At 38.0% G+C, this 25,946-nt stretch carries 23 protein-coding genes and 1 pseudogene; 22 read left to right on the top strand and 2 right to left on the bottom strand.

The features are described from left to right. The first annotated feature begins 120 nt into the window (after window positions 1–120). From BMZ99_RS19455 to pfkA (BMZ99_RS19360), 20 genes are all read left to right on the top strand, one after another. The gene (locus tag BMZ99_RS19455) at window positions 121–1,170 is read left to right on the top strand and encodes a nucleoid-associated protein (RefSeq protein WP_245755059.1); all 1,050 of its coding nucleotides are present in this window, start codon (window positions 121–123) and stop codon (window positions 1,168–1,170) included. A 26-nt stretch (window positions 1,171–1,196) separates the two neighbouring features. After that, complete coding sequence (locus tag BMZ99_RS19450) at window positions 1,197–1,478, top strand: hypothetical protein (RefSeq protein ID WP_090941404.1); 282 nt, start codon at window positions 1,197–1,199, stop codon at window positions 1,476–1,478. Between the two features lie 336 nt (window positions 1,479–1,814). Then, entirely contained in the window at window positions 1,815–2,231 is a 417-nt protein-coding gene (locus BMZ99_RS19445; protein ID WP_090941401.1) for a PTS sugar transporter subunit IIA, read from the top strand. Then, a complete protein-coding gene (locus BMZ99_RS19440) occupies window positions 2,232–2,708 on the top strand; it encodes a PTS system mannose/fructose/N-acetylgalactosamine-transporter subunit IIB (protein WP_090941398.1) in 477 nt (158 codons plus the stop codon). 63 nt (window positions 2,709–2,771) lie between these two features. Then, window positions 2,772–3,035 (top strand): HPr family phosphocarrier protein, encoded by a 264-nt coding sequence (locus tag BMZ99_RS19435; protein WP_090941396.1) that lies wholly within the window; start codon window positions 2,772–2,774, stop codon window positions 3,033–3,035. Between the two features lie 4 nt (window positions 3,036–3,039). Next, entirely contained in the window at window positions 3,040–4,752 is a 1,713-nt protein-coding gene (gene ptsP / locus BMZ99_RS19430) for a phosphoenolpyruvate--protein phosphotransferase (protein ID WP_090941393.1), read from the top strand. Window positions 4,753–4,840: 88 nt separating this feature from the next. Beyond that, complete coding sequence (gene pfkA, locus BMZ99_RS19425; RefSeq protein ID WP_090941390.1) at window positions 4,841–5,803, top strand: 6-phosphofructokinase; 963 nt, start codon at window positions 4,841–4,843, stop codon at window positions 5,801–5,803. Between the two features lie 442 nt (window positions 5,804–6,245). Continuing rightward, a complete protein-coding gene (locus BMZ99_RS19420; protein ID WP_090941387.1) occupies window positions 6,246–9,191 on the top strand; it encodes a sigma 54-interacting transcriptional regulator in 2,946 nt (981 codons plus the stop codon). Between the two features lie 362 nt (window positions 9,192–9,553). Further along, window positions 9,554–12,490, top strand: a complete 2,937-nt coding sequence (locus BMZ99_RS19415) for a sigma 54-interacting transcriptional regulator (RefSeq protein ID WP_090941384.1) — start codon at window positions 9,554–9,556, stop codon at window positions 12,488–12,490. Then, window positions 12,477–12,962: a PTS sugar transporter subunit IIA gene (locus tag BMZ99_RS19410; RefSeq protein ID WP_090941381.1), complete on the top strand. Its 486-nt coding sequence runs from the start codon at window positions 12,477–12,479 to the stop codon at window positions 12,960–12,962. The genes BMZ99_RS19415 and BMZ99_RS19410 overlap by 14 nt, the downstream gene beginning before the upstream one ends. A 2-nt stretch (window positions 12,963–12,964) precedes the next feature. Further along, window positions 12,965–13,264, top strand: coding sequence for a PTS sugar transporter subunit IIB (locus BMZ99_RS19405; RefSeq protein WP_090941378.1), 300 nt, complete (start codon window positions 12,965–12,967; stop codon window positions 13,262–13,264). Window positions 13,265–13,287: 23 nt separating this feature from the next. Then, entirely contained in the window at window positions 13,288–14,544 is a 1,257-nt protein-coding gene (locus BMZ99_RS19400; protein WP_090941375.1) for a PTS galactitol transporter subunit IIC, read from the top strand. 116 nt (window positions 14,545–14,660) lie between these two features. Further along, window positions 14,661–15,689 (top strand): zinc-binding dehydrogenase, encoded by a 1,029-nt coding sequence (locus BMZ99_RS19395; protein ID WP_090941373.1) that lies wholly within the window; start codon window positions 14,661–14,663, stop codon window positions 15,687–15,689. A 226-nt stretch (window positions 15,690–15,915) separates the two neighbouring features. Beyond that, window positions 15,916–16,587, top strand: a complete 672-nt coding sequence (gene deoC, locus BMZ99_RS19390) for a deoxyribose-phosphate aldolase (RefSeq protein WP_090941371.1) — start codon at window positions 15,916–15,918, stop codon at window positions 16,585–16,587. Between the two features lie 55 nt (window positions 16,588–16,642). Next, window positions 16,643–17,311, top strand: coding sequence for a ribulose-phosphate 3-epimerase (rpe, locus tag BMZ99_RS19385; RefSeq protein WP_090941368.1), 669 nt, complete (start codon window positions 16,643–16,645; stop codon window positions 17,309–17,311). Beyond that, window positions 17,308–18,366 (top strand): galactitol-1-phosphate 5-dehydrogenase, encoded by a 1,059-nt coding sequence (locus BMZ99_RS19380; protein WP_090941365.1) that lies wholly within the window; start codon window positions 17,308–17,310, stop codon window positions 18,364–18,366. Before rpe ends, BMZ99_RS19380 begins: the two co-directional genes overlap by 4 nt. 46 nt (window positions 18,367–18,412) lie before the next feature. Then, window positions 18,413–18,871, top strand: coding sequence for a ribose 5-phosphate isomerase B (gene rpiB, locus BMZ99_RS19375; protein ID WP_090941362.1), 459 nt, complete (start codon window positions 18,413–18,415; stop codon window positions 18,869–18,871). A gap of 156 nt (window positions 18,872–19,027) precedes the next feature. After that, window positions 19,028–19,840: a transketolase gene (locus BMZ99_RS19370; protein ID WP_090941359.1), complete on the top strand. Its 813-nt coding sequence runs from the start codon at window positions 19,028–19,030 to the stop codon at window positions 19,838–19,840. Between the two features lie 57 nt (window positions 19,841–19,897). Beyond that, window positions 19,898–20,827: a transketolase family protein gene (locus tag BMZ99_RS19365; RefSeq protein ID WP_090941356.1), complete on the top strand. Its 930-nt coding sequence runs from the start codon at window positions 19,898–19,900 to the stop codon at window positions 20,825–20,827. 219 nt (window positions 20,828–21,046) lie between these two features. After that, complete coding sequence (gene pfkA, locus BMZ99_RS19360) at window positions 21,047–22,006, top strand: 6-phosphofructokinase (RefSeq protein WP_090941353.1); 960 nt, start codon at window positions 21,047–21,049, stop codon at window positions 22,004–22,006. A 358-nt stretch (window positions 22,007–22,364) separates the two neighbouring features. Here pfkA (BMZ99_RS19360) and BMZ99_RS19355 read toward each other — a convergent pair whose 3' ends face one another. Next, window positions 22,365–23,135, bottom strand: coding sequence for an IclR family transcriptional regulator (locus tag BMZ99_RS19355; protein WP_090941350.1), 771 nt, complete (start codon window positions 23,133–23,135; stop codon window positions 22,365–22,367). Between the two features lie 230 nt (window positions 23,136–23,365). Between BMZ99_RS19355 and BMZ99_RS19350 the strand changes: the two genes are divergently transcribed. After that, the gene (locus BMZ99_RS19350) at window positions 23,366–24,610 is read left to right on the top strand and encodes a CaiB/BaiF CoA transferase family protein (protein ID WP_217645116.1); all 1,245 of its coding nucleotides are present in this window, start codon (window positions 23,366–23,368) and stop codon (window positions 24,608–24,610) included. 2 nt (window positions 24,611–24,612) lie between these two features. Continuing rightward, entirely contained in the window at window positions 24,613–25,542 is a 930-nt protein-coding gene (locus BMZ99_RS19345; RefSeq protein ID WP_090941454.1) for a hydroxymethylglutaryl-CoA lyase, read from the top strand. Window positions 25,543–25,715: 173 nt separating this feature from the next. Here BMZ99_RS19345 and BMZ99_RS19340 read toward each other — a convergent pair. Then, window positions 25,716–25,946: pseudogene (locus BMZ99_RS19340) on the bottom strand (IS110 family transposase); the annotation flags it as partial.

Raw genomic sequence — 25,946 nt, 5'->3', positions numbered from 1 at the left:
AGTCTTCTTTTCTTTATCAGTCATAAGGTAGATTGAAAATGTATAAAAATGTGATACAATAATAAAATACTAAGTTTGTCAGTAGTAGGAAGGATGAAATAGGTGTTTGATTTTTCAAGTATGAGTTTAGAACAGTTAGTAATACATAAAGTTGGAAATAAGCTGCGGGATGAAGGTGTTTTTCTTTCTCCAAGTTCTTATGATATGAAAGATGGCAATGTAGAAGAACTGTTGCTAAAATATTTTTTATCATCCTTTAAAGAAAAAGTATTGTATAAATTTTTTCATGAAACCGATATTCATTTAAACGAATTATATATGTATGTAAGTAGCATATTTATAGAACCTGAAACTTTTTATGAACAATCAATTAGCATTTTAAAACATTTATATGAAAAATCTTCTCATCCGCAAATTAAGGGTGGGGAATTTTATATGGCATATTTTAAAGATTGTATAATCAATGATCAAAAAGCTGATGGAATTGGTATTTTTAAGACAGAAAAAAAAGAAACGTACTTAAAAGTAACCAAATATGCAGATGAGTTTATGATTGGCAGTGATAAAGGGATTAACGTTAAAAAGTTGGATAAGGGATGTATTATTTTTAACGTAAACTCCGAAGATGGTTATCGAGTTGCGATTGTTGATGCAGTAAATAAGGGAGATAATCAAGCCTTATATTGGAAGGATGAATTCTTGCGCCTGACGAATGTACAGGATGAGTATTTTCATACAGAAAATTGTTTGCAGGTGTGCAGAGATTTTGCGGAAAATATTTATGGAGAAATATATCAAGCGGATAAAAAAGATCAGGTAGTATTTGTCAATGAGGCAGTTGCATATTTTGATAAGCATAATCAATTCCATTTGGATGATTTTGTACAATCTGTTGTGAAAGAACCGGAATTAATCGAGCAATTTATAGAGCATAAACAAAATTATGAAGTGAATCAAGGATTTGTACCTGCAGAAGGGTTTACGATTTCCACTCCTGCAGTAAAGAGTATCAAAAAGAAATTTAAAAATATGATTAAACTAGATACTGAAATCGAAATTAAAGTAAAAAGCCCTACAACGGAAACTGGTAATATGCAGTTTATTGAAAGAGGCTTTGACGACGAAAGAGGTATGCACTTTTATAAAGTCTATTTTAATGAAGAAGAATAAGCTAAGAGAAATGAGGAGAATATAAAATGAATTCGAAAACCGAGTTAGTTGAACTTATTCAGCAATTACCTGAAGAGAAGGTCGCTGCTGCCATTACTCTAATTAAAGGACTGCAGGAAAAGACAGATGGTAGTGAAACAAATACAGATCCTTTATTCGATTTAATGAAAGCAGTTATATATGCTATGAATAATAGTTTATATGATTTATCCATAGAAGCTGGGCGTAGGGAAGAAAAGGTACTGTCCAATCGTTTGGAATCGTATCGCAAGAGAGTTTCAGAAGCGTGGGAAGTTTATAAAAAATAGCATACCTAATTGTAAAAGGCTTTATCTTCAAGATAAGGCTTTTTATTAAATAAAGTATAAAATGTTATCCAATAAAACGATTATACTGTGCAATAGCATGAATTATTACACAAATCAAAATAAACACATAATTCCAACACGTTTAAAACACAAATAAAACAAGTTTGATTGTATTGTTTAGAATAAGAACAGCAGTAGCTCATTTTATAGGAATTAGCTAGGAATTGCTTATCTAATAACCGTGTTAGAACTTTTGTTTTGAATAATACAGGTTCTGGCATGATTATTGCAAGAATATTAAAAAGATAATATTAAAAAGATAAGTGAGGACACAAGATGGTTGGTGTGGTAATTGTTGCACATGGATGTTTCGCGAGTGCCTTACTTACTACTGCAGAACAGATTGCAGGCAAACAGGAGCAAGTTATATCTCTTGATTTTGCAATAGGAGAAAATACAGCTGATTTGCAGTTACGCATTAAAGAAGCTATAAGAGGAGTAGATACAGGTCAAGGTGCTATAATTCTTGTGGATTTACTAGGAGGAAGCCCTTATCATGCAGCAGCTATAGTAACTATGCAGCAGCCAGGGATTGAAATGATTTCTGGTGTTAATGTGTCCATGCTGCTAGAAATTTTACCTGTCAGAAATGATAAATTGATGAATGTAGCAAGTGCTGCTTTAAAAGGCGGTCATGATGGTATTCGTGATTTGGTGTTTAATGAAGTAACGATAGTAGAAGGAAGAGATTAGGTGGGAATTGAATTAGTAAGAATTGATGATCGCCTTATTCATGGACAGATTGTTATGGCATGGTGCAAGGCGATAACAATCGAACGAATTGTTGTGATTGATGACGAGGTTGCGCTAGACTCCATTCGCAAGATGCTCTTTGAAGCTGTAGCACCTCCTGGTATCGCTGTTTCAATCTTAAATGTACTGCAAGGGATCGAAAGTTTGAGAACAGATGCATTTGCAAAAGAAAAGTTGCTTATATTAGTTACCAGCCCTGCTGCTATATTGACATTAGTAGAAAATGGCTTAGTGATTAATAAGGTCAATATTGGTGGGATGAGTTTCAGCAAAGGAAAGACCGTAGTGACAAAAGCTGTATCGATATCAGCTACAGACAAACAAGCTTTCAAAGAACTTCATGAACAGGGCCTTAAGTTGCAAATCCAACAATTGCCTCATGATGTTCCATTAGATCTTATGGGAAAGATCAATTAAGGGGTATCCACTGCTATTGTAGTGTAATAATATACTTAACAAAAAGAAAGGTTGTGTAAAAACATGGAATTAAATTTACAAATTAAAAATCAGGCAGGGCTTCATGCTAGACCAGCAGCTATGTTCGCACAAAAAGCTTCCTCATTTAAATCTAATATTTTAATATTTAAAGAGGGAAAAAACGGTAATGCAAAAAGTATCATTAGTATCATGGGCTTAGGGGTAAAGAAAGGTGATACTTTACTTGTCAAAATTGATGGTCCAGATGCTGCTGAGGCAGGTGCAGCCTTGAAAAAATTAGTGGATGACAAATTTGGAGAAGAGTGATACTATGTGGAAAATTAAAGGAATTGCAGCTTCAGCAGGAATTGCTATTGGAGAAATTATGCATATGCAAGAGGCGGTACATGATTTCTGTCGCCAGGTAGATGCATCACAGACCCCAGCTGAAAAAGAACGTTTTTATTCAGCGCAGCAGGCTGCTGAAAAAGAATTAGAGATCTTACAAGAACGTACAGCAGCAACGATGGGAGAGCAGCAAGCAGAAGTTTTTGCTGCTCATAAGTTAATGGTTACAGATCCTTCTTTTGTCGAAGTTGTCTTAAATCATCTTGATAATCAGGCTAGTGCGGAAGCAGCAGTAGAAGATGCAGCAAATGAAATTGCTGCGATGTTTGCTGGTCTTGATAGTGAATATATGCAGGAGAGAGCAGCTGATATTAAGGATATTGGCAAACGCTTAGTGAGAATATTACAGGGGGGAACAGCGGAAGTCAACTATACAGGTATTCTGGCAGCTCAGGATTTACTGCCTTCTGATACCGCTGCTCTTGATTTAAATTGTGTATCAGGTTTCATTACTGCTTTAGGAGGAAAGACTTCTCACAGCTCCATTTTGGCTAGAGCAGCAGGAATTCCTGCTGTTGTAGGGGTTGGCAGCGCATTAGAGAAGCTGAAAAATGGAGATACAGTGGTTGTTGATGGGCACGTGGGAGAGGTCTTGGTGAATCCTGAGGAGGATGTATTAAGTGACTATCGCTTGCGTATTAAGAATGAGCAGGAAAGAGCTGCACTTTTAGCATCTGTAGGCCATTTACCCAGTGAAACAACAGATGGTCATCACATTGAGTTGGCTTGTAATATTGGAACACCTGGGGATATGGAAAAAGTAATTGCTGCGGGTGCAGAAGGCGTAGGTCTATTCCGTACTGAGTTTTTGTTTTTAGATAAAACCAGTGTACCAACAGAAGAAGAGCAAGTTGAATCTTATAAAGCCGTTCTTGCGGCAATGCCTGATAAGAAGATTGTAATTCGTACTCTGGATGCTGGCGGAGATAAACAGCTGCCTTTTATTGGCGGATTGCCAGAAGCAAATCCGGCTCTTGGATTACGAGCTATTCGCTTATGTATGGTGTACCAGGATGTATTTAAAACGCAATTACGTGCTTTGTTGCGCGCAAGTGTAGCAGGAAACTTGCATATAATGTTCCCAATGATTGCTACTGTAGATGAATTGTTAAATGCAAAAGCCTTATTAAAAGAAGCGGCTGAAGAATTAACACAAGAAGGAGTTCCCTTTAAAAGTGATGTGGCAGTAGGGATTATGGTTGAGGTTCCGGCAGCAGCTGCGATTGCAGATATTTTGGCAGAAGAAGTAGACTTTTTTAGCATTGGTACTAATGATCTTGTTCAATACACAATGGCAGCAGATCGTATGAATGAACATGTGGCATATCTGAGTGATTATTTTCAGCCGCCAGTAGTTCGCTTAATTGGCAATGTAGCTAAAGCGGCAAAAAAAGCTGGCAAATGGGTAGGCATGTGCGGTGAAATGGCGGGGGATCCTCTAGCGACTCCGTTATTAGTGGGACTTGGTTTAACTGAATTATCTATGAATGGCCGGGCGGTTCCAGTAGTCAAACATCGCATACGTCAACTTGACATTAAACAGACGGAAAAATGGGCTGATGATATATTAGGTCTGCGCACTGCGGCTGATATTAAGAAAAGGCTAGAGGAAATAGCCTCAGCATATGAAATCTAAGATTTCGTAGAATATCTTAATGAAAGTAGGGCGAAAGAGCATTCTTCGCCCTTTCTGGAGAAGTAGCAAGAAAAAGGTGGAATGTATGATGTTAAAGCGTATTGCTGTCATGACTAGTGGTGGCGATTCTCCTGGTATGAATGCAGCCATTCGTGCTGTTGTTCGTGTGGCTATCCATGAAGGGGTAGAAGTATGGGGAATTTACAATGGCTATGCAGGCATGTATGAAGATAACATGATAAAATTGGAATCTCGTTCAGTAGGAGATATTCTGCATCGTGGAGGAACATTTTTAGGAACTGCACGTTGTGAAGTCTTTAAAACATTGGAAGGCCGTCAAAAAGCTGCTGAAAATCTGAAACGCCGAGGAATTGAAGGTGTAATTATTATTGGTGGCGATGGATCTCTTACAGGTGCGCAGTTGTTATCAGAGCTAGGGATTGCTGTCGTTGGTTTGCCTGGTACGATTGACAATGATATTTGGGGAACTGATTATACTATCGGCTTTGATACTGCTATCAATACAGTCGTAGAAGCGATTAATAAGCTGCGGGATACAGCCTCTTCACATGGAAGGGTAATGGTTCTTGAAGTAATGGGACGAAACTCAGGATGGATTGCTATGACAGCCGGACTTGCTGGTGGTGCAGAGCAGATTTTGATTCCAGAAATGACTGTAAATTTAGATGAATTGTGCTCCAAGCTAAGCAAGTCTCGGGATACAGGGAAAAAATACAGCATTGTAGTTGTAGCAGAAGGTGTAGGCAGCGCCGTAACAATTGGTGACAAGATTGCTAAGGATACTGGTCTTGATACTCGAGTATCAGTATTAGGGCATATACAACGAGGAGGATCCCCGAGTGTTTTTGATCGCATTTTAGCTAGTACACTAGCAGAGCATGCTGTGATGGCACTGATTTCGGGCATCTCCAATGTATTATTTGGTTCGAAAAATGGTGCAGTCGTTGCAATCGATTTAGCCGATGCCATTGGACATAAACGGACTATTGATACCTCTACCTTTCGGCTGGCAACGTTATTGTCCAAGTAATATGAAATTACAGGTTAGAGTTTAGGCCTAATAACATAAAGCGACCTTCTGATAAGCGGTAAAAGCATTGGTATATAAAAAACCATGCTTTTATTTTTTTCGCATTTCTCTGCCGCGCCTTTGTACCTTTAAGAGTAAAAGTCCTTCATCAGTTCGTTCTATTTATAGGAAAAATATGGATAAATATCCGTAAATCTATAAAAAAATTGTATTACGGATTGTAACGTTTTATAATGTATTAGAAATGACTAGTAGTCCACCAAGCCTAAATCCATGGTGCTCTTGTCGCGAGATTTCCCGCCCAGCTTCGTTGTCGTCACCTTACATATGTCCGATATGCGCGGCTCCTCCGCCTTGCTGGACGAAAAATCTCGCGCCATTCATCCCATAGCTTTAGTCTTGGCGAACTACTAGCTTATGCTGTCTTAAAGGAGAGCGAAAAATGAAACGTCAATTAAAAATTTTAGAAATTTTAGATGAATTGTGCATGAAAAAGCTAGATAAGAATATGATGCAGCAGCATAAACCATTAGGTTTTACTGCAGAAGAAATGGCGGTTTTGGCGGGATTTTCTCGAAGTAATATTAGCAGCGATTTAAATGCTTTACATCGGGAGAAATTGGTAACAAAAATAGTAAGTCGATCTACCTATTATGTCACAGTGAAATGGGTAGAAGGCATCTATCCTGTCTTGAAAGGAAAGGTTCCCGAAATGGTACGGCACCAGCGGCAAATTGAAGAGTTAGCTGCGAATGAAAGTTCCCAATCAGAAAAGGGAAGAGAGATAACGGATGCCTCTCACTTTAAAAATGATAATGTCCTCTATAATAACGCTGAGAATTATGACTCTTTTGATGGTTTAATTGGTGCTCAAGATAGTTTAAAAGTCGCAGTTGAGCAAGCAAAGGCTTCAGTTCTTTACCCTCCAAAAGGCTTAGATACACTATTAGTTGGTTCTACTGGTGTCGGAAAAACCTTATTTGCTGAATATATGTATCGATTTGCTTGCAGTCAGGGAAAAATTGTCCATGGAAGACAGTTTATCGTATTTAACTGTGCAGACTATGCAAACAATCCTCAACTTTTAATGTCTCAGCTTTTTGGACATGTACGTGGCGCTTTTACTGGGGCGGATAAAGATAAAGCCGGCTTAGTAGAAAAAGCTGATGGCGGTATGTTATTCTTAGATGAAGTACATCGTTTGCCGCCAGAAGGGCAGGAAATGCTATTTTATCTACTGGATCGTGGAGATTTTCGTCGTATGGGGGATACTGATAAGATTCGTCATGTTACCATAAGAGTAGTAGCAGCTACTACCGAAAATCCAGATTCGGCTTTATTAAAAACCTTTTTGCGCCGTATACCTGTGGTCATTTCACTGCCTGATTTAGCCAGCAGACCATTACATGAACGATTTGAATTAATAAAATTTTTATTAGCACGGGAAGCCGTACATATTCAAGCCAAGTTAATTGTAAGCCAAGAAGCTTTGTGGGCATTGCTGTTATACCGCTGTCAAGGCAATATTGGGCAGCTGCGCAATGATTTGCAGCTAATATGTGCGAAAGCTTTTTTACATCGAGGAGATAAGAACGCGCCAGTTCGTCTGGCTTATGAAGAGTTGCCGCCTAAGATTAAACAAGCAATTGTATATGATCCTCAAGCTCGTTTGGAGACTAGTAAAATTTTATGTACATTAGGCAGTGAGTTGTTTATTCAGCCGAATGGAGTAGCGGCGGATGAAGAAGCAGATCGAAGTTTGCCAAAGAATTTCTATCAGACCATTAGCGAGCGCATGCAGTTTCTTAAGTCCCAAGGAATTGGACAGGCAGAGATTATTCAATGCATTGAGATGGATTTTGAAAACTATTTCCAGCGCCTAGGTCCTGAACAGCTGGAAATATCCCAGGAATATTTACAAAGTGTATTGCCACAAGAATTTCTCAGTGTTTTTGACCTAGCCTGCAGCCTAGCCGAAAAAATGGGAAAAGCACTGAGCCGTAGATTATATTATGCCTTAGCCATTCATATTGCTGCTACCGTAGAGCGCATTCGCAGCGGGCTGCCTATTGTAAATCCTAATGTCAGATCTGTAGCGGAACAGCACCCTAAGGAATATCTTGTTGCAGAAAAAATGGCACAATGCATTGGTGACCAGATGGGGATTTTAATTCCTTTGGACGAAATCGGTTTTATTGCTTTAATGCTGGCAACCTTTGACGACCGCCAAGGCAGAGAAGAGCGAAAAGTCGGAGTTTTAGTAATTACACATGGTAAATCCACTGCTACCAGTATGGTGGATTTTTCTAATAAGCTGCTAGGAGTTACTCATGCCAAGGCAATTGATATGCCGTTAGAGGCCAATGTAGATTGGGTGATTGAAAAAGCTGTCCAGGTGGCGAAAGAAATTGATCAGGGAAAAGGCATAGTTTTATTGGTTGATATGGGCTCTTTATCGGGTGTAGCGAAAGCTCTTACAAATCGCACGGGCATCATGGTAAAAAGTGTAGAAATGGTAAGTACTTTAATGGTACTGGATGTATTACATAAAGCAATATTACCGAAAAATGATATTACTATTGTGTATCGGTCTGCCTGGACAGCACGCAGTATGGTTCAAAGAGAAGTACAGGCAAATAATCCGACTGACTTTATGAATGGTAAGGATAAGGCTATTTTGACTACTTGTCTTACAGGCCAGGGAGCAGCCGCCAAAATTAAGGGCCTATTGGAAAAATTATTGAACCAGTGGCAGCTATTTAATATACGTGTAATTGCGGTAGAAGCTGGTAATTTGGAAACATTGCAAACTCGCCTGATATCTTTGCAGCATTCTTATAATATCGTAGCTAGCGTCGGCAGTATTGATCCTCAAATGGAGGATAGACCGCATATTGCCATCGAAGAGCTCATACAAGGAGGGGCTGGAAGTGAACTGCGCCGTTTACTTACGGAAGGGTTAAAAGCCTCCGATATTGCAGATCGCTATACAGACAGGGGGATGGATTGGGAGGTGATGCGTGGTATGGTTGCAGGAATGTTAGATGAATTTTTAACATTTGTTAATCCGCGTAAAGTGATGGATACGCTTATGATCTGCATTAGAAAACTAGAAGATGAACTGCAAGTGGAATTTTCTTCTTCTGGACTAGTACGTATGTTAGTACATTCTGCCTGCATGGTGGAACGCTTGCTTACACATGCTGAAATCAGTTATCCAGAAACCACTGCATTTATTGCTGAGCATCCTCTTGAATATTCAGTGTTAAAAAAAGTAAGCAATGCCTTAGAAGAACAATTTTCAGTGAATGTAAACGATGAAGAAATATGTCATCTGATTGAGATTATCAAAATGGAGCGACGAAAGAATAATGTAGAAGAAGAGTAAGACTGATACAGAGGACCATTCGAGAGGCTTTTAATACAAAAGCCTCTTTCCTTGTTACAGCAGTAACTAGTTTGCAGTTCGATTACGTTTTAGGACGTAAGCGTTTTTATTTTAATAGAAAGGAAATAATTATTAAAGTAAGTCATTTTTACGTATTTTTAAAAATAGTAAAAGTGTAAGCAACATGATGAAAAAACGTAAGTAAATTTTAAAAAAAGTAAAAAAAACATAAAAAGTGTGATTCGATTCAATTTTCAAAAATTTATTTAGTTCAATAATATCCAAGCATTTCTCTCATTAGTAACATAATTAGCCACTTGTTGGCACGGGTTTTGCAATAATAAGAGACAGGAGGGTTAGATGTGAAAAATAAACTCCGCAGTATCCTTTCAAAAGAAAATAAGAAAGAACCGCTAACGGATCTGCAATTAGGTGAAAGTTTATTAGTAAGCAGAGAATACATGACGTTGCTGCGTAAGGAATTAAAGATTGCAGATTCTCGAGAACGAAAGAAGATCTATATTTGTGAAGAAATATCCCAAATATTACAGGAAAACGAGAATATTTCCTATCGCGAACTGACTAAGATGCTGCAAAATAGCGGATATAAATTATCGCGTTACTTGGTAGTCAAATATTTAGAAGAAATTAAAGGAGCCCAAGGTAATAAACAGATCATAGATGAGGCTCCTCTGTTGAAAAATGGTGTAAAAAAGCAAGAAGAGATTCAAGAAATTCAAGCTTTTCAAAATTTAATCGGCGGGAATGGAAGTTTAGAAATACAGATACAGCAAGCGAAGGCTGCAGTATTATATCCTCCTAATGGTTTACATTGCTTGATTTTAGGAGAAACAGGTGTAGGAAAAAGTGAGTTAGCAGAGTCGATGTACAAGTTTTCTATCGAAAGCGGTAGATTAGCTAAAGAATCTCCGTTTATTGTTTTCAACTGTGCGGATTATGCTGAGAACTCACAATTATTGATATCACATCTGTTTGGAAGCGTAAAAGGTGCTTATACAGGAGCTACGCAGGATAAAAGAGGATTAATTGAGCAGGCAGACGGTGGAATCTTATTTTTGGATGAAGTGCATCGTCTTACATCTGAAGGACAGGAAATGCTGTTTCAACTCATTGACAAGGGATGTTTTCGCAGGCTAGGTGAGTCTGATTTTACTAGAAAAGCAACGGTACAGCTCATTGCCGCCACTACTGAAAATATTGAGACAACCTTATTAGCGACTTTTAAAAGACGAATCCCAATGATTATTGAAGTTCCGCCGTTAAGTAAACGTCCCTTAAATGAAAGATTGAAATTAATTAAGAATTTCTTTGGTTATGAATCAACGAGAATGAATGCACCAATTCATGTAGCCTTAGATGTCATGAAATCCTACTTGATGTATGAATGTTATGGAAATATTGGACAGCTAAAAAGTGATATACAAGTAGCTTGTGCCAAGAGCTTTCTAACTTATGTTATGGATAAAGAAGATTGTGTAAAAATTGATGTAAGAGATTTAAATCTTCATGTTAAAAAAGGTCTTCTGAAAATAAAGAGCATGCGAGATGAAATTGAAAACCTCGTCTGGCAAGATTTTAGATTCAGTCCTAAAAAATATAAAAAAATCGCTGAACTTGAAAACGATATTTATAGCTTTCCAAAAGATTTTTATAGCGATATTGAAAAAACTTATACGGAATATGTAAAACAAGGACTAAATACAGAAGAAATTAATCGAATTATCGGGATAGAGATTGAACGAAAATTACAAAATGTTATCAAACATGTTAAAGATAATTTGCATCCCTTATCTCCTGATGAGATTGCTAAAGTCGTGGGAGTTGAAATTATTTCCCTAGTAGAGGAGCTTCTTAAAATTGCTGAAATGACATTAGGGAAAATGGATCACTCTATATTTTACTGCTTAGCCATTCATTTGAATGCAACCTTTCAGCGTATTAAGCAAGGAAGGGAAATTATTAATCCCAACTTAGAAGACATCAAAAGAAAATACAGTCTTGAATATGCTGTAGCCCAAGAAATGATTGCGCATATTGAAAAATACTATAGAATTCATTTGCCGGAGGATGAGGTTGGTTTTATTGCACTCTATCTTAGAGGTAATAAACAAGAAAAGGAAGGCAAAGTTGGTATTCTGGTTGTTACTCATGGCAATGTAAGTGTTGGAATGCTGGAAATTGCAAATAAGCTTTTAAATATGAATCATGGAAAAGCGGTAGTTATGACCTTAGATGAGAGTCCTAGTGAAGTGTTAGAACGTTTGACTACGATCATACAGGCAACTGATGAAGGTAAAGGTGTTTTAATGCTGGTTGATATGGGGTCGTTGCTGACCTTTGGAGAGCTTATTTCAGAAAGGACAGGTATCCAGATCGAGACGATTGACCGAGTAGATACCGTAATGGTAATTGAAGCAATTCGCAGAAGTATATTACCTGGATCCCATATTAAAGATGTGGTGTATGCAGTAGAAAATTTAAATTACACCTTTAAGAAAACGCGAGTCGATCATAAAGTTTTGAAACGAAAGAAAGCAATTATTACAGTTTGCTTGACTGGAGAAGGTGTAGCACTTCAATGCGGAAGTCATTTAAAGAAAATATTTGGTGAAAAGCTAAATGACATTGAGTTAATTCATATGGGGGTCATTGGAAAACGTGATCTTCATAAGCAAATACAAGATACGATTAATACTTATGAGATCATTGCGATAATCGGCAGTATTGATCCTAAATATCACGGTATTCCTTTCTTACCCTTAGAGACTTTGTTTAACGAAACAGGAAAAAATCAAATCATGAATTTAATTGAGTGTAACAATCATTATCGTATGAAAAGTTACAGCAGCCTCATCCCTCACGTTGTGAGAGAGGCCAAATTTATCATGCTGCCGGAAGTGGGCGGGAAGGAAGAAGTACTGCAGCGTATTTGTAGTAGCTTGTTAGAAGAAGGCTATGTAAAAGAAGGATATTATGAAGCTGTTATGGAGCGAGAAAATATGGGAAGCTATGTGATTAATCAAGAGGTTGCTCTGCCCCATGCTGACAGCAGTTATGTAAATCATCCCGTAATTGTAATTGCCAAAGCTGCAGCGCCAATTTATTGGGATCATGAGAATACTGTATCATTAATTTGTTTGCTGGCCTTAGACATCGATGGTAAAGATGGGGTACGGTTTTTATATAACAAATTTAAAAGTGAAAAATTTATTGCGCAAATGCAGCAAGCTAAAACAGAAGATGAAATTAGGGAGGCTCTATTACATGAATCATGTTAATTTTGATGAAACATTAGTGATAAGAAATATAGAAGGTGAAACTAGTTCAGAGATTTTGAAGCATATGGCAGCTAACTTATATCAAAAAGGTTACGTAAAAGAAAGTTATGCTGAGGCAGTTATTGCAAGAGAGAAAAAATTTGCAACGGGCTTGCCAACTAATGGCTGTGGGGTTGCCATACCACATACCGATATTGAACATGTTAATCAATCCGCTATTAGTGTTGGCATATTAAAGAAGCCTGTAGAGTTTGGTATTATGGGTGAGGAAACAGAAAGAACTCCTGTAAAATTAGTTTTTATGCTGGCGATGCATGATAGTCACTCTCAGCTAACAATGCTGCAAAGTTTAATGGGAATCTTTCAAGATGAAGAGATTCTACTATATTTAGCAAAAGAAGAAAGTGAAGTGAAAATCAAGGAAGAAGTAAGTAAACGACTTAATTTAAACAATATGAAAGGAGGTGAATAAAAGTGAGTGAAGTAAGAAAAGGTAAAAAAACTGTATTAGTAGCTTGTGGAACCGGTATTGCAACGTCTACTGTTGTATCTGATGCCATTGAGAAAATGGCTAAAGAAAATAATATTCAAATTGAAATTGTTCAATGTAAAGTGACAGAAGTTCCTGCATATGAATCAAGGGCAAGTTTGCTTGTTACCACTACAATTGTTTCCAAAGAGTATCCCTTCCCAATCATCAATGCAAGAGCTTTCTTAACTGGAATAGGATTAGATAAATTGAAAGAGCAAATCTTAGAAGAACTTAAGAAATAATAAAAAGCTGAGGAGGTATTATTATGGATGTAGTTCAAATTTTCCAGGCCTTTCTAGGGCTAGGACCAACGGTTATTTTGCCAGTTGCAGTTTTTCTGCTGGGAGTAGCTTTTGGGCAGCCGGCAAGTAAAGCCTTTCGCTCCGGTTTGACGATTGGGGTAGGTTTTACAGGTATCTTTTTAGTGGTTGATTTACTGGTCTCAAATCTTGCGCCAGCAGCGCAAGGCATGGTAGCAAGATTTGGTGTTCAGCTAAACATCATTGATGTTGGCTGGCCAGGAGCCGCAAGTATAGCTTGGGCTTCTCCAATTGCAGCGTTTGTTCTTCCTTTAGGTTTATTGGTTAATGTTATTATGTTAGTTACCAAAACCACAAAAACAATGGATATCGATCTTTGGAATTATTGGCATTTCACTTTTATGGGAGCCTTTGTATATTCAGCAACTGGAAGTCTTGTACAAGGTTTAGTGGCAGCAGTTATTTTTGAAATTATTGTCTTAAAAATTGCTGACTGGACTGCACCAATGCTGGAAAAATATTTTGATTTGCCAGGTATTTCTGTCCCTACAGGCAGTACTGTGTCTTATGCAATTGGGATTCCCCTTGTGAAATTGGTACAGAAAATTCCTGTTATTAAAGATTTACATGCGGATCCTGAAACCATACAAAAAAGATTTGGGGTTTTTGGTGAACCGCTTTTCATGGGAGTATTTTTAGGGGTTGTGCTGGGTGCACTGGCTGGATATCCAGCAGGGCAGACCATAAAAGTTGGTATAGCAATGGGTGGCGTTATGGTGTTAATGCCTCGAATGGTTAAGATCCTAATGGAAGGCCTTATCCCGCTTGCTGAATCTGCCCGGGAGTTCCTAAGCAAAAGATTTGGTGATCGAGATATTTATATCGGATTAGATGCTGCAGTTGCAATTGGGCATCCTTCCGTAATCGCAACTGCCTTAATTTTAGTTCCAATTACAATCCTTTTAGCAGTTGTTCTACCAGGAAATAATGTATTACCCTTTGGTGATTTAGCAACAATTCCATTTATTGTCTGCTTTATTGTAGGAGCAGCTAGAGGTAACATCGTTCATTCGGTTCTTGTTGGGGCTGTTGTAATTGGGATGTCATTGTATATGGCGACTGATGTTGCAACATTCCATACGCAAATGGCAATCGATGCACATTTTAAAATGCCAGCAGGCGCAACTACAATTTCTAGTATTGACCAAGGCGGTAACGTAATTCACTATGTGATATACAAAATATTCACACTATTTCATTAATATAGGAATAATAAAAATATGATTCTTGTCTTGAGCTAACATTACTTGCTTGAATGAGAAGAAGTGTTAGCTCAAGATTTCATCAAAATTAATTTTTGGAATGAGGAGGAATAAGGATGCAGGCATTAGTCAAAACAGCATTAGGTCATGGGAATCTAGATATTGTTGATAAGGAAGAACCAAAAGCTGGTAAGGATGAAGTGAAAATCTTAGTCAAATATGCAGGTATTTGCGGCTCGGATTTACACACTTATGAAGGTAAATATAAGGTTAAGGTTCCTGTAACATTAGGCCATGAGTTTGCTGGTGAAGTAGTAGAAGTCGGAGCTAACGTAACAGAAGTTAAAGTTGGTGATCGTGTAACCTCAGAAACAACTTTTTATATTTGCGGAGAATGCAAGTATTGCAAATCAAAAGACTATAATTTATGCAGTACCCGTAAAGGACTGGGATCACAGCAGGATGGCGGATTTACAAAATATGTAGTGGCGCGTAAAGAAAGTATACATGTATTGCCTGAAAACGTAGATTATCTATCTGCATCCATTACAGAAGCATTAGCCTGCGCCCATCATGCAGTGGCTAAAAGCAGCATAAAGAAAAATGATGTTGTAGTAGTATTAGGACCTGGTCCAATTGGTTTACTGGTAGCACAAATTGCTAAAACTTTTGACACTAAGGTTATTATTACAGGGCTGGAAAAGGATAAAAGCCGCTTAGATAAGGCTAAGGAATTAGGAATTGATGTATCTGTTGACATTCAAAATGAAGATATCAAGCAGATTGTACAAGGGCTTACCGACGGGTATGGTGCAGATATTGTGTTTGAATGTACAGGAGCTCCACCCTCAGTTAATTTAGGTTTAGATATCCTTACTAAAAAGGGTGAATATGTACAAGTAGGGATTTTTCCAACAACAGAAATTCTTACTGATTTTGAAAAAATTATTCAAAAAGAACTTAAAGTAATGGGGTGCAGAAGCCAGAAGCCAAGTGATTGGGAACCATCTTTGCAACTTATGAATCAAAAACTTGTAAATGCCAAAGCATTGATTTCTCACCAATTTAATATTACGGAATGGGATAAAGCATATGCAGCGATAAAAAGTGGGGAAGCCATTAAGGTTGTATTAACTGTTGAATAAGAAAAAGTAAAAGTATGAAAGATTATAGTTTTCAAATAGAACTGACACAGTTAGGCCTAACTGTCCAGAATAAAGAAATAGATCTGTTACTGAGCTCAATAGCAATTTTTAGAATTAAAAATTATAAAATTTGAAAGAAATGATCCTTCTGCATGCGTGGAGTAAGATGGATCTTCAATAGAAAATAAAAGAATAATTACAATAAAATTAAAAGTAGGTGTTTGTAATGAATCGAGAAACATTGATCGAGATGATTGACTATACCTTATTGAATCCCACTGCGACTAAAGAACATATTCAGATATTTTGTCAAGAAACGATCACACATGGTTTTAAAACTGTATTTGTTAATCCTTATTATGTTTCCTTCGCCAATCAGTTACTGAAAGAGCATGATATTAAAGTAGGTGTACCCATTGGCTTTTCTTTGGGAGGCGCTACGACAAAAGTAAAAGTGGCAGAAACCATAGATGCCATAGGTAACGGTGCAAGAGAAATTGATATGCTGATTAATTTGGGCGCTTTAAAGTCCAAGGAATATGATGTTGTGAAATATGATATAGAAGAAGTTGTCAAAGCTTCTCAGGGCTTGGTTACCAAGGTGATTATAGAAACGGCACTTTTAACTCAGGAAGAGAAAAAAATTGCTTGTAATTTAATTAAAGAAGCTGGAGCAGACTTTGTCAAAACCGCTACCGGGTTTAATGGCGGTGGAGCAACTATAGAGGATGTTGTACTGCTGCGATCCGTAGTTGGCAAAGATTTTGGCGTAAAAGCAGCTGGAGGAATTAGAACGTACGATGATGCAATTAAGATTGTAGAAGCTGGTGCAAATCGGATTGGAACAAGCAATGCAATAGCGATTATAACAGGCAAGACTGGGTCTGGCGGATATTAATCAAAAAAATGATTTCAATAACAAGCAATAATGGATAGCTGAGATTGGAGGTCCTATGGACATTATCATTTCTCCCTCTTTATTAGCAGCAGACATGGGGAATTTAGAACAAGAATTAAAAACCGTAGAATTGTGTGGTATCGATTCATTGCATATTGACGTAATGGATGGAACGTTTGTCCCTAATATAGCTTTTGGCCCAGATCAGGTCAGTATGCTCCGCCCCCTAAGTAACATGCAGTTTGATGTTCATATGATGGTTCAAAATCCAGATCGCTTTATTTCTTCCTTTGTGGATGCAGGGGCTGATTGTATCACTGTTCATGCCGAAGCTTGTACTCATTTGCACAGATCGATACAAGTGATCAAAAGCTTTGGCATGAAGGCTGGCGTGGCATTAAATCCTGCTACTCCAATTGGAGTTCTTTCTCATGTATATGAGATGCTGGATTTAGTACTCATTATGACCGTAAATCCAGGTTACGGCGGTCAAAAGAATATTGCAGCAATGAATCAGAAAATAAAAGAACTTGCTGACATGAAACGAGCAGGCGATTATTCTTTTGCAATCCAAGTAGATGGCGGAATTAACTTGTCTACAATTCATGATGTCATAGATGCAGGTGCAACGAATATTGTCATTGGATCAGCTGCCTTTCAAAAAAATAAAACGAAGCAGAATCTAGAAACATTTTTAAAAATAGTAAATGAGGTGACACTGTGAAAGGTGCAAAAATATATGGAATTCGAGATATAAGAGTAGAAGAGTGCCCTATTCCAGAAATTAAGACTCCAGAAGATGTAATTGTTAAAGTAAAGGCTGTAGGATTTTGCGGCTCCGATATATCAAGATATGGGAAATTAGGACCGCATACAGTAGGAGCTATATTTGGGCATGAGCTTTCAGGTGAAATTGTGGAAATTGGCGAAAAGGTAACCAATGTAAAAGTAGGCGATGGCGTTGTTGTCTGCCCAACAATTCCATGTTTCCACTGCGAGTATTGCCAGTTGGGGAAATATTCAAAATGTGAAACCCTGCAAGTAATTGGAGCAAAAGAAGACGGAGGATTTGCCGAATATGTAAGGCTGCACTCCAGAAGTGTACTAAAAATGCCTGAAGGTCTAGATTTTGAGACAGCTTGCGGTATGGAACCAGCTTGTGTGGTAATGCATGGTTTTTATCGCACGAAGATTCAAGCCGGCGATACGGTAGCGGTTTTGGGGGTAGGTCCTATTGGGTTATTTGCCGTACAATGTGCCAAAATATTTGGTGCCACAAAAGTGATTGCCATTGACGTTTTTGATGAAAAGCTAGAAATTGCTAAAGAACTAGGTGCTGATTTGTGCATTAATGCAAAAGATGTTGATCCAATACAAGTTGTAAAAGAGATGACGGGCGGCAGTGGGGTTGACATTGCTGTAGAATCAGCAGGGAATCCATTTACGAGTGCACAGGTTTTATCTCTGCCTAAAAAGGGGGGCACTGTGGTATTTATGGGGATTCCTTATGGGGATGTGGCGATTCCTCGCGAACATTTTGAAAAAGTAGTGCGAAATGAACTGACAGTATTAGGCTCATGGAATGCCGTTTCTGGTCCATTTCCCGGGAAAGAATGGCCGACTACGCTGCATTTCATGAAAGAAGGAAAGATAAAGGTTAAGCCTATGGTAACTCATCGGATTTCTCTTGAACAAATCCCCGAAACTTTTGAAAAGATCTATAAGCGCGATAGTTTTTTTGGCAAAGTTGTCGTCTTCCCCGAGGGGAAAGAATGTTAAGTGTGGCATAAGTGATACTTCTTTAAAGAGAAGGGACGAGAATAAAATGGAAAACACAAAAATTATAATTGGCAGTGATCATGCAGGATTTACACTCAAAGAAAAGGTTGTTCGCCTTTTAAAAGAATTAAAAATAGAACTAGAAGATGTGGGTGCTTATTCTGCAGACAGTATTAACTACGGACCGATTGCAAGACGCGTAGCTGAGAAAGTAGCCGGTAATGATGAGTGGAAAGGAATTCTAATTTGTGGTACTGGCATAGGAATGTCAATTATGGCAAATAAGGTAAAAGGTATCCGGGCTGCTGTTGTGCACGATACTTTTTCTGCTAAAGCAACTAGAGCACATAATGACTCTAATATATTATGTATGGGGGAAAGAGTAATCGGCAGCGGCTTGGCACTGGAGATTACGAAAGAATGGCTTACAGCATCATTTGATGCGGGTAAACATGCACAGCGAATACAGTTTATTCTTGATTATGAAGTTGAAAAGCAGCAGTAGTAAGGATCTTGTGGAACGTCTTATTTGCAGCGGCGAAGGATGAGCATAGCAGCGTTTCAGGTTGCTTGCCTATGGTGTAATTCTGCTCATCCTTTGACCGCTACGGTTACATAGTAGTTTTTTGAGAGTGTACTCAATATGTAGGGAGGTTATTTTATGGAGCCAATGAAAATATATGCAAATCAATTAAGAATCCATATTATCAATATGTTAGCCGCAGCGGGATCTGGGCATCCGGGAGGAGCTTTATCGGCAGCCGATCTCTTAATCTACCTCTATTTTAAAGAAATGAAGATCGATAGTGAAGACAAAGAGAATCCAGATCGAGATCGCTTTATTTTAAGTAAAGGGCATGCAGCTCCTGTATTATATGGAACTCTTGCTATGAAAGGCTTTTTTAATACTAGCGAATTGACAAATTTGAGAAAGCTGGGAAGTTTTCTGCAGGGGCATCCAGATATGCTGAAAGTTCCAGGTGTAGAAATGTCAACAGGATCATTGGGGCAAGGTTTTTCTGCATCAGTAGGGGTAGCACTAGGGGGCAAAATTGATGAGAAATCATATCGAGTTTATACCTTGTTAGGAGATGGAGAGCTTCAGGAAGGAATCATTTGGGAAGCTGCCATGGCGGCTTCCCATTATAAATTGGATAATCTAGTGGCGATCATTGATCATAATGGCTTGCAAATCGATGGAACAAATGATGAGGTTATGAAAGTCAACCCATTAAAAGAGAAATGGGAAAGCTTTGGCTGGAATGTAATAGAGATTGATGGTCATTGCTTTACAGATATTGAAAAATCCTTTAAACAGGCAAAGGAAGTAAAAGGGAAGCCAACAGCAATTATTGCAAAGACCAGTAAGGGAAAAGGTGTTTCCTTCATGGAGAATCAAGTAGGCTGGCATGGGGTGACTCCGTCAGAGGCAGAGCGAGTTAAAGCCATTGAAGAACTGGAAAAGAATATTTGATAAGTAATATAGAGATATTCTTTGTGATATGAATACGAATACCTAGGAGGAAACAAAATGATTGCTACAAGGGAATCCTATGGAAATATTTTAATTGAATTGGGAAAAGAAAATAAGGACATTGTCGTTTTGGATGCAGATTTATCCAAATCTACTAAGACTGCAGGATTTGCAAAGCAGTTTCCAAAACGTTTTATTAATGCAGGTATCGCCGAGCAGAATTTGATGGGAATGGCGGCAGGACTTGCCACTACTGGAAAAATTCCTTTTGCTAGTACCTTTGCTGTTTTTGCTACAGGCAGAGCCTTTGAAATCATTAGAAATTCCATTTGTTATCCCAAATTGAATGTCAAAATTGCTGCAACTCATGCAGGAATTACGGTGGGAGAAGATGGGGGGTCTCATCAGTCCATTGAAGATATTGCCATTATGAGATCCTTACCTAACATGAAAATCATAGTACCGGCAGATGATGTGGAAACAAGGCAGGCAGTTAGAGCAGCAGCTCTCATTGATGGGCCGGTGTATCTGCGTTTAGGGCGTTTGGGAGTGCCGCCGATTTTTGATGAAAATCACACATTTACCTTTGGTAAAGGAAATGTCCTAAAGGATGGTAAGGATATTACTATTATCGGAATGGGACTTATGATTAGTAAGTGTTTACAAGCTGCGGAACTTTTAAAGCAAGAGGGAATTTCTGCTAGAGTCATTAATATTTCAACGATTAAACCTATTGATGAAGAATTAATTATTAAAGCAGCGAAAGAAACAAAGAGAATTCTAACAGTAGAAGAGCACTCCGTCATTGGTGGCCTGGGGAGCGCCGTTTGTGACGTACTATCGGAGCATTATCCGGTACAAGTGGTGAAAATGGGGATGAATGATACATTCGGTGAATCGGGTAAACCAGAAGAGCTATTACAAAAATATGGACTAACTGCTGAAAATATTTATGCTACAGCAGAAAAAATAGTGAAAAACAAATAGTAAAAACTTTTACTATTACAACCAATGTACTAAAAAATGATATGTATTTTTCAAACACTATGCAAAGCTGTTTATGCAGATACAGAGAACACAAAGAGGTACACATCTTTGTGTTCTCTGTGAATTTCTGTGTTCTTATGTAACATCTTTTTAGTGTACTTGGTTAGTCTGCAGAATAAAATATTGATTTTAGTATAGATGGAGAAGGAGATCTGACTCGTGAAAAAAATAGGAGTATTAACCAGTGGAGGGGATGCCCCGGGTATGAATGCCGCTATTCGAGCTGTTGTGAGAACCTCCATATATCACAATCTTAAGGTTGTTGGTATCCAAAGAGGTTATACGGGGCTCTTAGATGGTGAGATGAAAGAAATGGATATCGCGTCTGTAGGAGATATTATTCACAGGGGCGGAACCGTTCTTAAAACTTCCAGATGTGAAAAAATGAGAGCAGACGCGGGTATTAATGAAGCAATTCGTGTATTAGAAAGAAATCAAATTGATGGTTTGATTGTAATTGGCGGAGACGGTTCTTTTCAGGGAGCCAATAAAATTAGTTGTGCCGGTATAAAAGTAGCGGGAATTCCAGGTACGATTGATAATGATTTAGCATACACCGACTATACCATTGGTTTTGATACAGCCATTAATACAGTACTAGATTCTATCAGTAAAATAAGGGATACATCCATGTCTCATGAGAAGGTAACCATTATTGAAGTGATGGGAAGATGCTGCGGGGATATTGCGCTTTATGCGGGTCTTGCAGGTGGAGCAGAAAGTATTTTAGTCCCTGAAGAGAAATATGAGGTAACTAAGATTTGTGAGAAAATCTTACAGGGAAAAAAACGGGGAAAAGCTCATAATATTATTATATTAGCTGAAGGCAGGGAAGCTGCAGTAGAACTGCAAAAAGAGATTTTTGCTATTACAGGGATTGAATCACGGGTTACGGTACTTGGATATTTACAGCGGGGCGGGGTTCCAACAGCTTTTGACCGAATCCTGGCAAGTAAAATGGGTGCTAAGGCTGTTAACCTATTAATCGAAGGAAAATCCAATCGTGCAATTGGCATAAAAGATAATCGTTTAATAGATATTGATATGATGGAGGCACTTACCAAAAGAAAAGTATTTGATCACGAAATGTATAATTTATCTCAAATCTTATCAATATAAAAATTCTTTTTACTAAGTGCAATAAAGGGGCTGCCTCGTTTCGATTATTAAAAAATCGTGGCGAGGAAGTCCCTTTATTGCATTTAATTCGATGTACCTAATTTGGCTGTACTTATTTTTTTGACTGGCATAGTTCTTACCAAGTTTCTGGCAAGGTTCATTTATGTGTTAGTAGATAAAAAACAATTCGTAAGATTTCATCAACAAATTTGCGGTACCGACTTCATGGACAGGGGAGTCTTCATGGTTCATAAATTCTTGCATAACAATAAGGTTATCTCATCGCAATTTTAAAAATCATGAGATAACCTTTAGATTGGTACTAACTTTAATATTACTTAGAAATGTAACACAAGACTTATTGAGGTGTAAACTTGTTTTTATAACCAAGATCTAACGATATGTCGTTTGCAGTTTTTATGACTAGAGGAATCATTTTTCCGATAACCTCTTGTGTAAATCGTACTGTTGGCCCAGACATAGATAAAGCAGCAATTATCTCCTCATTAGCGTTAAATATGGGTGCAGCAATAGCTGCAACTCCTTCTTCACGCTCGGCAAGACTAGAAGAAAATCCTTTTTGTTTAATTATATCCAATTCATTTGGGGATAATGATGAGTCGGTAATTCCATATTTTTGTCGTTGATTTTCTGTCATCCAAGCTAATAATACTTTTCCGCCAGCACCTTTTGTAAGTGAAAGACGATCGCCTACATGGATAACTCGCCTCAAAGGATGGGTTGTTTCAATTCTATCAAGACAAACACGGTGATTATCCAGGACAACATACAAACAGACACTTTCATTAGAAAGAGAAAAAAGGTGTTGAAGATGCGGTGCAGCTATAGTTCGTAAATCTAAAGAATCTAATGACGGAGAAAATAAACAATAAAATTGAGAGCCTAGCTGGTATTTCTTTGTTTCTGGATTTCTGTTAATATAGTTACGTTTTTCTAAAGTGGCAAGGATTCTAAATGCAGTACTTGGATTAAGTCCTGTAGTAGCGGCAAGTTCGGACAATGATAATTTTGTGTTACTGTGACAAAAACAATCTAAGATATCAAGCCCGCGTTCAAGTGTTCGAAGCGAGGTTGTACCTTGTTTATCATCAATTATATTATCTTTCAAAAAAAATCACCATTCCCCTATATTAAATTTAAAATTTGTAATGTATATATAGAATCTTAATACGACTTGGCAATAAAACATCCCTGCTTTTAACAGGGATGTTTTTGATTTTGTAGAGATTTATCATTGCCTTTCTTACTAGTAATAAGTTACATGATAGCCAAAATTTTAAAAATATATGTAAAAATTAAAAGAAAATTACAAAAACATCTTGCAAAAAGATTTAAAATATGTTATTTTCATTAGGTGAAAACCGTTTCCATCAGATGAAAGGTGTGAAAATTATGTCTTTATTATCAGGTATTCGAGTATTAGATGTTTCGACTGTAATTGCTGCTCCCTTTGCAGCGGGGTTAATGGCTGATTTTGGAGCAGATGTTATTAAAGTTGAAATGCCAGAAGGCGGTGATCCTTTTCGTAGATTAGGCCCATATCACAATAATGAGGCAATGCGCTGGGCATCTATGGGAAGAAATAAGCGCTGTGTAACGTTGGACTTGCGTAAAGAAAAAGGAAAAGAACTGTTTTTATCCTTAGTAGCGAAAAGTGATGTAGTTATTGAAAATTTTCGAACGGGAACGATGGATAAATGGGGACTTGGCTATGAAACATTAAAAAAAGTTAATCCCCAAATTATCGTGTGTCATGTTACAGGCTATGGGCAAACTGGTCCCAATGCTAAAATGGCTGGCTTTGGAACTCCTGCTACTGCTTTTTCTGGAATGACATATATAACTGGTCATAAAGACCGACCGCCAGTTAGTCCTTCTTTTTCGCTGACGGACTATGTTAGTGGTCTATATGCAGCTATGTCAACAATGATGGCGCTATATAGTCGAGATGTATTGAATGGTGAGCCACAGCAAATTGATGTGAGTTTATATGAAAGTATTTTCCGTATGATGGAGATTCCTATTGCAGATTATCATAAAAATGGAATCATTAGAGAACGGAGTCCTAAACTCAGTGGTACTTCTAGTCCTGGGGGAACTTATGAAACCCGAGATCATAAATGGGTAGTACTAGTCTGTAGCACAGATCGGACTTATGAATACTTAACAAAAGCTATGAATCGTCCAGATTTATTAACGAATTCTTTATATGCCACAATGAAAGACCGATTAGCCAATGATGTTTCTTTAAATCAGATTATATGTGATTGGATTGGCATGCTAAATTATAAGGAATTAAAAGATATTGTAGATGCTGCAGGCGTTCCAGTTAATTTGATTTATAGTATCGAGGATATTTGTAATGATCCGCATTATAAAGCTCGTAATAACATTGTGGAAATGGATCACCCAACTCTCGGTACGATAAAGATGCCAGGCGTTGTTCCTGTTTTTAGTGCTACTCCAGGTGAAATTAAATGGGTTGGTCCTGAACTTGGTGCTCATAATACAGAGATATATCAAGGATTGCTTGGTCTTAGTGAACAAGACCTGCAGGAGCTTACAAGTGAGGGGGTAATATGACAATGCAAAACAAGTTAGCTTGGCCTAAAAAGATAACGGTCTGTGAGGTTGGACCTCGGGATGGACTGCAAAATGAAAAAGTATTGTTAACTGTTGAGCAAAAGATAGAATTAATTGAACGTTCGGTGCAAGCTGGAGCTAAAATTATCGAAATTGGATCGTTTGTCCATCCTAAAGCCGTACCGCAAATGGCGGATACGGATGAGGTAGTGAAAAAAATGAAACGAGTAGATGGAGTAGAGTATCGTGCTTTGGTTATGAATTTACGTGGATTAGAACGTGCAGAAGCAGTTGGTATCAAAAAAGCAAAGTTAACTGTTTCAGCCAGCCCAACCCATTCTTTAAAGAATCTTAATAAAACACCAGAAGAAGCGGTACGTGGTTTTGCTGAATGTGCTAAGTATGCTGCTGCTCACGGAATTGAACTTTCTGGTGCCATATCCACAGCCTTTGGCTGTTGTTTTGAGGGACGTGTACCCTTAGAACAGGTCATATCAGTAGTAAAATGCTTTAAGGAAATTGGTGTTAGTGAATTGTCATTATCCGATACGACAGGCATGGCTAATCCTCAGCAGGTGTATGAATATAGTGTGAAAGTAAGAGAACAGTTTACGGATATAGATTGGGTGCTGCACTTTCACAATACCAGAGGAATGGGGCTGTCCAATGTAATGGCAGGCATGTTAGCTGGAATCGAACGCTATGATTCTTGCTTTGCGGGTTTAGGAGGCTGTCCTTTTGCTCCAGGAGCATCTGGTAATATTGCCACAGAAGATTTAGTTCATATGTTGAGCGAAATGGGAATTGACACGGGTTATGATCTAGCTGAAGGCATTGCCATCGGCCGTCGCGTTCGTGAATTTATTGGTCATGATACCGACAGTTCGGTGCTTCGTGCTGGACGTTGCAGTGATATAGTGATTGAGCAATAAAAAAAGTCTGTACCATTTTCAGTGGGTTTATAAATTAATCATAGATAAACAAATAGCAATCTGGTAATATGTCAAGCCCATAAAAAATAAGTTTTGTAAGTAATCCGCAAAAAATGGGTGCACTAAACAAGCCTCTTCTTCAAGCCGAAGAAAAAGTAAATAAATGGGATCTATTAACTTTGGCTTACTCTACTTGGAGAGTAAAGCTGATGGTTGGCCAGCAATCCAAAAATCAGCCGGATGAATTTACGAGCAGTAAGTGCGAGTGCGCGTTTGTGCTGATGAGTTTTAACTTCATCATACTTCTTCTGGTAAAAAGCTGCATATTCAGATAAATGATTCTTTACATGGCTAGTAGCTTCAATTAAATAGTATCTGAGATAAGTATTGCCAGCTTTTGAAAG

Origin of the sequence: Pelosinus propionicus DSM 13327 (genome assembly GCF_900114615.1) — a bacterium.
Lineage (GTDB): Bacteria > Bacillota > Negativicutes > DSM-13327 > DSM-13327 > Pelosinus > Pelosinus propionicus.
The sequence above is the reverse complement of the archived record's forward strand: the minus strand, read 5'-3'. Positions and strand labels throughout refer to the sequence as shown.

Bases quoted from the DNA above. Each gene is read 5' to 3' on its own strand.
- ptsP (WP_090941393.1), top strand. From the start codon at position 3,040: ATGTGGAAAATTAAAGGAATTGCAGCTTCAGCAGGAATTGCTATTGGA.
- BMZ99_RS19455 (WP_245755059.1), top strand. From the start codon at position 121: ATGAGTTTAGAACAGTTAGTAATACATAAAGTTGGAAATAAGCTGCGG.
- BMZ99_RS19450 (WP_090941404.1), top strand. From the start codon at position 1,197: ATGAATTCGAAAACCGAGTTAGTTGAACTTATTCAGCAATTACCTGAA.
- BMZ99_RS19370 (WP_090941359.1), top strand. From the start codon at position 19,028: ATGGAGCCAATGAAAATATATGCAAATCAATTAAGAATCCATATTATC.
- BMZ99_RS19395 (WP_090941373.1), top strand. From the start codon at position 14,661: ATGCAGGCATTAGTCAAAACAGCATTAGGTCATGGGAATCTAGATATT.
- BMZ99_RS19400 (WP_090941375.1), top strand. From the start codon at position 13,288: ATGGATGTAGTTCAAATTTTCCAGGCCTTTCTAGGGCTAGGACCAACG.
- pfkA (WP_090941390.1), top strand. From the start codon at position 4,841: ATGTTAAAGCGTATTGCTGTCATGACTAGTGGTGGCGATTCTCCTGGT.
- BMZ99_RS19445 (WP_090941401.1), top strand. From the start codon at position 1,815: ATGGTTGGTGTGGTAATTGTTGCACATGGATGTTTCGCGAGTGCCTTA.
- rpe (WP_090941368.1), top strand. From the start codon at position 16,643: ATGGACATTATCATTTCTCCCTCTTTATTAGCAGCAGACATGGGGAAT.
- rpiB (WP_090941362.1), top strand. From the start codon at position 18,413: ATGGAAAACACAAAAATTATAATTGGCAGTGATCATGCAGGATTTACA.
- deoC (WP_090941371.1), top strand. From the start codon at position 15,916: ATGAATCGAGAAACATTGATCGAGATGATTGACTATACCTTATTGAAT.
- BMZ99_RS19345 (WP_090941454.1), top strand. From the start codon at position 24,613: ATGCAAAACAAGTTAGCTTGGCCTAAAAAGATAACGGTCTGTGAGGTT.
- BMZ99_RS19350 (WP_217645116.1), top strand. From the start codon at position 23,366: ATGTTATTTTCATTAGGTGAAAACCGTTTCCATCAGATGAAAGGTGTG.
- BMZ99_RS19410 (WP_090941381.1), top strand. From the start codon at position 12,477: ATGAATCATGTTAATTTTGATGAAACATTAGTGATAAGAAATATAGAA.
- BMZ99_RS19435 (WP_090941396.1), top strand. From the start codon at position 2,772: ATGGAATTAAATTTACAAATTAAAAATCAGGCAGGGCTTCATGCTAGA.
- BMZ99_RS19420 (WP_090941387.1), top strand. From the start codon at position 6,246: ATGAAACGTCAATTAAAAATTTTAGAAATTTTAGATGAATTGTGCATG.
- BMZ99_RS19365 (WP_090941356.1), top strand. From the start codon at position 19,898: ATGATTGCTACAAGGGAATCCTATGGAAATATTTTAATTGAATTGGGA.